The organism is Tabrizicola sp., from assembly GCF_036781545.1.
Classification (GTDB): domain Bacteria; phylum Pseudomonadota; class Alphaproteobacteria; order Rhodobacterales; family Rhodobacteraceae; genus Tabrizicola.
In genome coordinates, this window is the sequence record NZ_DAIQAT010000006.1 from 57,065 (window position 1) to 63,540 (window position 6,476).

7 protein-coding genes are annotated in these 6,476 nt (G+C 64.8%); 6 read left to right on the plus strand and 1 reads right to left on the minus strand.

Annotated features, from left to right (window positions below; genetic code table 11):
* Positions 1-25: 25 nt before the first annotated feature.
* From V7Q39_RS02665 to V7Q39_RS02680, 4 genes are read left to right on the plus strand one after another with little or no spacing between them, the layout of a single operon-like run.
* Positions 26-1,033, plus strand: coding sequence for an ABC transporter permease subunit (locus V7Q39_RS02665; RefSeq protein WP_333814796.1), 1,008 nt, complete (start codon positions 26-28; stop codon positions 1,031-1,033).
* Positions 1,030-1,932: an ABC transporter permease subunit gene (locus tag V7Q39_RS02670; RefSeq protein WP_333814799.1), complete on the plus strand. Its 903-nt coding sequence runs from the start codon at positions 1,030-1,032 to the stop codon at positions 1,930-1,932. Before V7Q39_RS02665 ends, V7Q39_RS02670 begins: the two co-directional genes overlap by 4 nt.
* Positions 1,933-1,935: 3 nt before the next feature.
* Positions 1,936-2,775, plus strand: coding sequence for an ABC transporter ATP-binding protein (locus V7Q39_RS02675; RefSeq protein WP_333814801.1), 840 nt, complete (start codon positions 1,936-1,938; stop codon positions 2,773-2,775).
* A complete protein-coding gene (locus V7Q39_RS02680) occupies positions 2,772-3,620 on the plus strand; it encodes an ATP-binding cassette domain-containing protein (protein WP_333814803.1) in 849 nt (282 codons plus the stop codon). The genes V7Q39_RS02675 and V7Q39_RS02680 overlap by 4 nt, the downstream gene beginning before the upstream one ends.
* 259 nt (positions 3,621-3,879) lie before the next feature.
* Here V7Q39_RS02680 and V7Q39_RS02685 read toward each other — a convergent pair whose 3' ends face one another.
* Positions 3,880-4,590, minus strand: a complete 711-nt coding sequence (locus V7Q39_RS02685; protein WP_333814805.1) for a GntR family transcriptional regulator — start codon at positions 4,588-4,590, stop codon at positions 3,880-3,882.
* A 176-nt stretch (positions 4,591-4,766) separates the two neighbouring features.
* Here V7Q39_RS02685 and V7Q39_RS02690 point away from each other — a divergent pair, with 176 nt between their 5' ends.
* Positions 4,767-5,954: an ABC transporter substrate-binding protein gene (locus tag V7Q39_RS02690; RefSeq protein ID WP_333814807.1), complete on the plus strand. Its 1,188-nt coding sequence runs from the start codon at positions 4,767-4,769 to the stop codon at positions 5,952-5,954.
* 90 nt (positions 5,955-6,044) lie between these two features.
* The coding region (locus V7Q39_RS02695; protein ID WP_333814809.1) for a branched-chain amino acid ABC transporter permease at positions 6,045-6,476 on the plus strand (432 nt) is incomplete at its 3' end.

Consider the following 6,476-nt stretch of genomic DNA (forward strand, 5'->3'; position numbering starts at 1 on the left):
CGCGCTGCCTCAAAGAGCCAGGCGCATGATCCGCTTCATCCTGTCCAAGCTGCTCTACCTGGTCCCCACCTTCCTGGGGATCACCATCATCGCCTTCAGCTTCGTGCGCGTCCTGCCCGGCGATCCGGTGCTGCTGATGGCCGGTGAACGTGGCGTGACGCCCGAGCGCCATGCCCAGCTTTCGGCACAGCTTGGCTATGACAAGAACGTGGTGCTGCAGTATTTCGATTTCCTGGGCAGGCTGCTGCACGGCGATCTTGGCAATTCGCTGGTCACGAAGAAACCCGTGCTGACCGAATTCCTGACCCTCTTCCCGGCGACGGTCGAGCTGGGTCTCTGCGCCATCGTGATCGCAACGGTGATCGGCGTGCCGGTCGGCGTGATCGCGGCCATCCGACGCGGCAGCTGGTTCGACCAGATATCCATGACGGGCGCGCTTGTCGGGTTTTCGATGCCGATCTTCTGGTGGGGCCTGCTGCTGATCATCCTGTTTTCCGGCATGCTGGGCTGGACCCCGGTCTCGGGGCGGATCAACCTGTTGTATTTCTTTCCCGATGTGACCGGCTTCATGCTGATCGACAGCCTGTTGTCGGGGCAGGACGGCGCCTTCGCCTCGGCGCTGTCGCATCTCATCCTGCCCTCGATCGTGCTGGCCACCATCCCGCTGGCGGTCATCGCACGGCAGACCCGCTCGGCGATGCTCGAGGTGATGGGCGAGGATTACGTGCGCACCGCCCGCGCTAAGGGGATGCCGCCACGGCGTGTCATCGGCGTCCATGCGCTGCGCAACGCCATGATCCCGGTCGTCACCACCATCGGCCTGCAGATCGGCGTGCTGATGGCAGGGGCGATCCTGACCGAGACAATCTTCTCCTGGCCGGGCATCGGCAAGTGGATGATCGATTCCATTTCCCGACGCGACTATCCGGTGGTGCAGTCGGGGCTTCTGCTCATCGCGGGCCTTGTGATGCTGGTCAACCTTCTGGTCGACCTGACCTATGGCCTGATCAACCCGAGGATCCGCAACCAATGAGCGAAGCCTCTGCCAAGATTGCCGAAGTGTCGCTGCGCCGCCGCCAGCTGGCCGAGTTCTGGTTCTACTTCAGCCAGAACCGCGGTGCGGTCATCGGGCTGGTCGTTTTCATCCTGCTGGTCCTGATCGCGCTTGCCGCGCCGCTCTTGTCGCCACACAATCCGATTGTCCAGAACCGAGATGCCCTGCTGGTTCCGCCGATCTGGCAGGAGGGCGGCCGCGCGGGCTATCTGCTCGGCACCGATGCCGTCGGTCGCGACATGCTGTCCCGACTGATCTACGGGTCGCAGTATTCGCTGTTCATCGGGGTCGTCGTCGTCTCGATCGCGCTGGTCGGCGGCATCGTCATCGGCCTTTTGGCCGGGTTCTTCGGCGGCTGGGTCGACAGCGTGATCATGCGGGTGATGGACGTGATCCTGGCCTTCCCCTCGCTTCTCTTGGCGCTGGTGCTGGTGGCGGTGCTGGGGCCCGGTCTGACCAACGCGATGATCGCCATTGCAATCGTCTACCAGCCGCATTTCGCCCGGCTGACCCGCGCCGCCGTGATGAGCGAGATGCGGCGCGAATATGTGACCGCCGCCCGGGTGTCCGGCGCGGGCAATCTGCGGCTGATGTTCCGCACCATCCTGCCCAACTGCCTGGCGCCGCTGATCGTGCAGGCAACGCTGTCCTTCTCCTCCGCCGTGCTCGACAGCGCGGCCCTCGGCTTCCTCGGCATGGGTGCGCAGCCGCCCTCGCCGGAATGGGGCACCATGCTGGCCGAGGCGCGGGAGTTTATCCTGCGCGCCTGGTGGGTCGTCACGCTGCCGGGCCTTGCCATCCTGATCTCGGTCCTCGCGATCAACCTGATGGGCGACGGCTTGCGCGATGCGCTTGACCCCAAGCTGAAGCGGAGCTGAGCGATGCCGGTCCTGACCATCCGCAATCTCACTGTCAGGTTTGCCACCGCCACCGGCAGTTTCACCGCCGTGGACGGGATCGACGTCTCGGTGGACAAGGGCGAGGTGCTGGCCATCGTGGGGGAAAGCGGCTCAGGCAAGTCGGTGGCGATGCTGGCCGTCATGGGGCTTCTGCCCGACACCGCCACCGTGACCGCCGACGAGATGAGCTATGACGGCCGCGATCTCCTGCGGATGACGGAACGCGAGCGCCGCACCCTGATCGGGCGGCAGATCACCATGATCTTCCAGGAGCCTGTTGCCTCGCTGAACCCCTCGTTCACCGCCGGGTTCCAGATCGAGGAGGTGCTGCGCCTGAACCTGGGCCTGTCGCGTCGCGCGGCGCACCAGCGCGCGATCGAACTGTTCACCGGCGTGGGCATCCCCGATCCCGAGGAGAAGCTGCGCGCCTATCCGCACCAGATGTCGGGCGGCCAGTGCCAGCGGGTGATGATCGCCATCGCCATTGCCAGCAATCCCCGTCTCCTCATCGCCGACGAGCCGACCACCGCGCTGGATGTGACGATCCAGAAGCAGATCCTCGACCTCCTGATGAAGCTGCAGGCCGACTACGGCATGGCGCTGATCCTGATCACCCATGACATGGGCGTGGTGGCGGAAACCGCCGACCGCGTGCAGGTGCAGTACAAGGGCAAGAAGATGGAAGAGGCCGATGTGCTGACCCTGTTCGAAAATCCCTCGCACCCCTACACCCGCGCGCTCTTGTCCGCCCTGCCGGAAAATGCATCGGGGGACAGGCTGCCCACCGTGTCCGACTATTTTACAGAAGGAGCGGCGCCGTGACCCCCGTCGTCGAGGGCCGCGCCATCACCCGGGATTATCATGTTCCCGGAAGCCTCTTCGCGCGGAGCCGCGAGGTGCGGGCGCTGAAGGGCATCGACTTCAGGGTCGACAAGGGCAAGACGCTGGCCATCGTCGGGGAAAGCGGCTCGGGCAAATCCACCCTCGCCCGCATCGTCGCGCTCATCGATGCCCCCACCGGCGGCGAGCTGCTGATCGAGGGCAGCGTTGTCGACATCCGGCGCGGACGCCCCACGACCGAGATGCGCGCCAAGGTCCAGATGGTGTTCCAGAACCCCTACGGCAGCCTCAATCCCCGCCAGAAGGTGGGTGACGTGCTGATGGAGCCCCTGGTCATCAACACCGGCCTTTCCGCCGCCGAACGGCGCGAGCGGGCCGAGGCCATGCTGCGCAAGGTCGGCCTGCAGCCCGAACATTTCGGCCGCTACCCGCATATGTTCTCGGGCGGACAGCGGCAGCGCATAGCAATCGCTCGCGCACTGATGCTGAACCCCTCGCTCCTCGTGCTGGACGAGCCGGTGTCGGCCCTTGACCTTTCGGTTCAGGCCCAGGTGCTGAACCTGCTGCGAGACCTGCAGGACGAATTCGACCTGACCTATGTCTTCGTCAGCCATGACCTCTCGGTCGTGCGCTACATCGCCGACGAGGTCATGGTGATCTCAAAGGGCGAGGCGGTGGAACAGGGCACGCGCGAGGCAGTCTTCGCCAACCCGACCCATCCCTATACCCGCCAGCTTTTCGCGGCGACCCCCGTGACCAGCGTCGCCGCGATCCGGGCCCGGGTCGCCCAACGCAACGCCCTGCGGGCTGCGCAAGGCGCCCGATGAATCGCAGGCCTGCCCACCACCGGGCCGCCGCAGCAGGTCAGCCCTGCCTGGAGCGCCTTCAGCTTCGCGCCACACGCGCCTGGGCCTGATCGACAATCTCCTGTCGATGGTCTTCGCGCGCCCGATCCAGAACCTGGCATCCGAAGCCATCGCGGAAATGCGCCGCGATGCCCCAGCAGGTCAGGCGCCGGGGAAGCGCCTGCTTCCCATCGATTCTACGGGCGAGAGAACGTGAGAGCAGCCAAGGCGGCCAGCACGCCTATTTCCGGAAGATCGCCACCAGGTCGCTGGCGCCTTCCGCCGCACCGCTCAGCTCCAGGTTCTCCTGGATGCGACTCAGATGGGCCGACATCAGCCGCGCCGCCGCCTCGCAGTCGCGGGTCCGGAAAGCCTCGTAGATTTCGTCATGATCCTCATCCCGACAGTTCGACACGCCGGGACTGCCGAAGATGCCGATGATAAGCGAGGTCCGCGTGACCAGCTCCTTCACCATCCGCAAGGTGACGGCATTTTCGGCGATCTCGGCCAGCAGGACGTGGAACTGGCCGGAAAGCCGGATCGCATCGCGGCGCTTGTTGCCGTGATGCGCTTCATGCTCCAGCTTCAGATGCCGCTCCAGCCGGTTCAGGTCCTCGTCCGTCGCCCGTTCGGCGGCCAGACGCGAGACGTTCGGCTCGATCATCAGCCGGGCTTCGAACACCTCGCGCGCCTGTTCCGCCGAGGGCGATGCGACGAAGGCGCCGCGGTTCGGCAAAAGCTCCACCACCTCGCGGCTGGCGAGCAGGAGCAGGCTTTGCCGGATGCGCATCCGCCCGACACTGAAGGCTTCGCACAGCGCGGCTTCGGACAGTTTGGTGCCGGGCGGCAGGCGCTGGTCGATGATCGCCTCGAAGATTCGCTCGACGATCTCTTCCTCGCCAAGCTCGTCGTCCCGCGCGTCCTGTTCGGCGGTATTGCCGAGGGTGTCCATCCCGGATGTCCGTTTCAAAAGTGACCGGTTTCCACGCTACAGGGGAACAAGCGCGCCCTTCAAGGGGCACATCGTGAACCATGCGTAACTTTTTTGTTGACAACTTTGTCAGCAAATCCGTCAATCCCTGTGTCGCGGACTCGAATTCCGCTGACCCATGAACAGGGAGCACCAGAATGAAGAGACGCAGTTTCCTTGCGACGACCGGCCTCGCCCTTGCGCTTGCCGTTACGGCAACCTCTGCCGCCTGGGCCGAGAACGCCAAGCTGAAGATCGGTTTCGTCGGCGTGACCTCGGGCCCGGCGGCGGCCTGGGGCATTTCCAACCAGCGCTCGATGGAAGCCCGGGCGGCCTGGCTGAACGAACTGGGCGGGGTCAAGATCGGCGACACCACCTATGACATCCAGATCGTCCCCTTCGACGACCAGAAGGACCCCAAGCGCGCCATCGCGGGCATGGAGAAGATGGCGCAGGACGGCATCCACTATGTCGTCGGCCCCAATGTCGATGACGGCGCAGCTGCGGTCCGCCCGGTGGCCGAGCAGAACGGGATCATGTATTTCCCCTACGCCTTCCCGAAAAGCCTGTACGAGCCGCCCGCCTCGAACGCGATCCTCGGGATGGTGGCGAACTACCAGTCCGGCCCGGCGATCTACAAATACCTGATGGAAAACAAGGGCGTGAAGAAGATCGCCTTCATCGCCGGCAATGAATCCGACCCGCTGTCGCAGCGTGATTCCGGGGCCGCCGCCGCCAAGGCGCTGGGGCTTGACGTCGTGTCGGACACCGTGACCTACCAGATGGACACCACCGACTTCACCCCGGTCCTCCTGCCGGTGATCCAGACCGCGCCGGACCTTCTGGTCCTGTCGGGCGTGTCCCCCGCCAACGCGCCGCAGCTGATCCGCTCGGCCCGCGAGCTGGGCTATACCGGCCTGATCTCGACCGAAACCGCGCAGGACGCCGCCGTTCTGGCCGAAGGCGCGGGCGAGCTGGCGAACGGCTTCATCTCGGTCGGTGGCGCGTCCACGCCCGAGCTGGCCAGCGACACGATGAAGGAATTCGTCACCCGCTACACCGACATGTTCGGCGAGTATAATGACGAGTCCAACACCAAGGTCTATGCGCTGGAATACATCATCGAGACGCTGAAGGCGAACCCGGCGGCCATCGACAACGTGGAAGAGTTCAAGAAGACGATGGACACGTTCGAGGCACCGAACCCCTTCATGGTCGGTGACGCGAAGCTGACCTATGTCGGCACCACCTCGTTCGGCCAGAAGCGCCAGGTCTCGGTGCCGCTGGTGGTGAACGAGTTCAAGGACGGCAAGTTCGAGACACTGTTCGTCGCCCAGGTCGACTAAGGCCCGACGACCCTTCAGTGTAAGATGCAGGGCCCGGGAGCCATCTCCCCGGACCGGGCCCTGCTGTCCCTGCCGCAAAAGGACCCCCGCATGGAACAGATCCTTGCCAACGGCCTCTATCTGGGCGCGCAATATGCCCTGATCGCGCTTGGCCTCACGCTGATCTTCTCGCTGATGAACGTGCTGAACTTCGCCCATGGGCAGATGTATGTCTTCGGCGGCTTCGTGACCTATACCGTCGTGGCCCAGCTGGGGCTGCCCTTCATCGTCGGGCTGGTCGCCTCGGCCATCGTGCTCGCGGTGATGGGGGCGGTAATCGAGAGGTTCCTGTTCCGCCCGGTGATCGCCCGGTCGAAGCGCGACGAATCCACCATGCTGCTGGCGGCGGGGATCGCCTTCTTCCTGGACGCGGTGATCCTGCTTCTCTTCGGGGAAAAGCAGCGCGGGGTGCCGAAGATCGTCAACGGGGTCTTCAACTGGGACATGCGGCTGATCATGCCCTATGACCGCATCCTGATCGCG

Excerpts from the sequence above, each read along its gene's own strand:
- V7Q39_RS02675 (WP_333814801.1), top strand. The coding sequence starts at position 1,936 with ATGCCGGTCCTGACCATCCGCAATCTCACTGTCAGGTTTGCCACCGCC.
- V7Q39_RS02685 (WP_333814805.1), bottom strand. The coding sequence starts at position 4,590 with ATGGACACCCTCGGCAATACCGCCGAACAGGACGCGCGGGACGACGAG.
- V7Q39_RS02690 (WP_333814807.1), top strand. The coding sequence starts at position 4,767 with ATGAAGAGACGCAGTTTCCTTGCGACGACCGGCCTCGCCCTTGCGCTT.
- V7Q39_RS02665 (WP_333814796.1), top strand. The coding sequence starts at position 26 with ATGATCCGCTTCATCCTGTCCAAGCTGCTCTACCTGGTCCCCACCTTC.
- V7Q39_RS02670 (WP_333814799.1), top strand. The coding sequence starts at position 1,030 with ATGAGCGAAGCCTCTGCCAAGATTGCCGAAGTGTCGCTGCGCCGCCGC.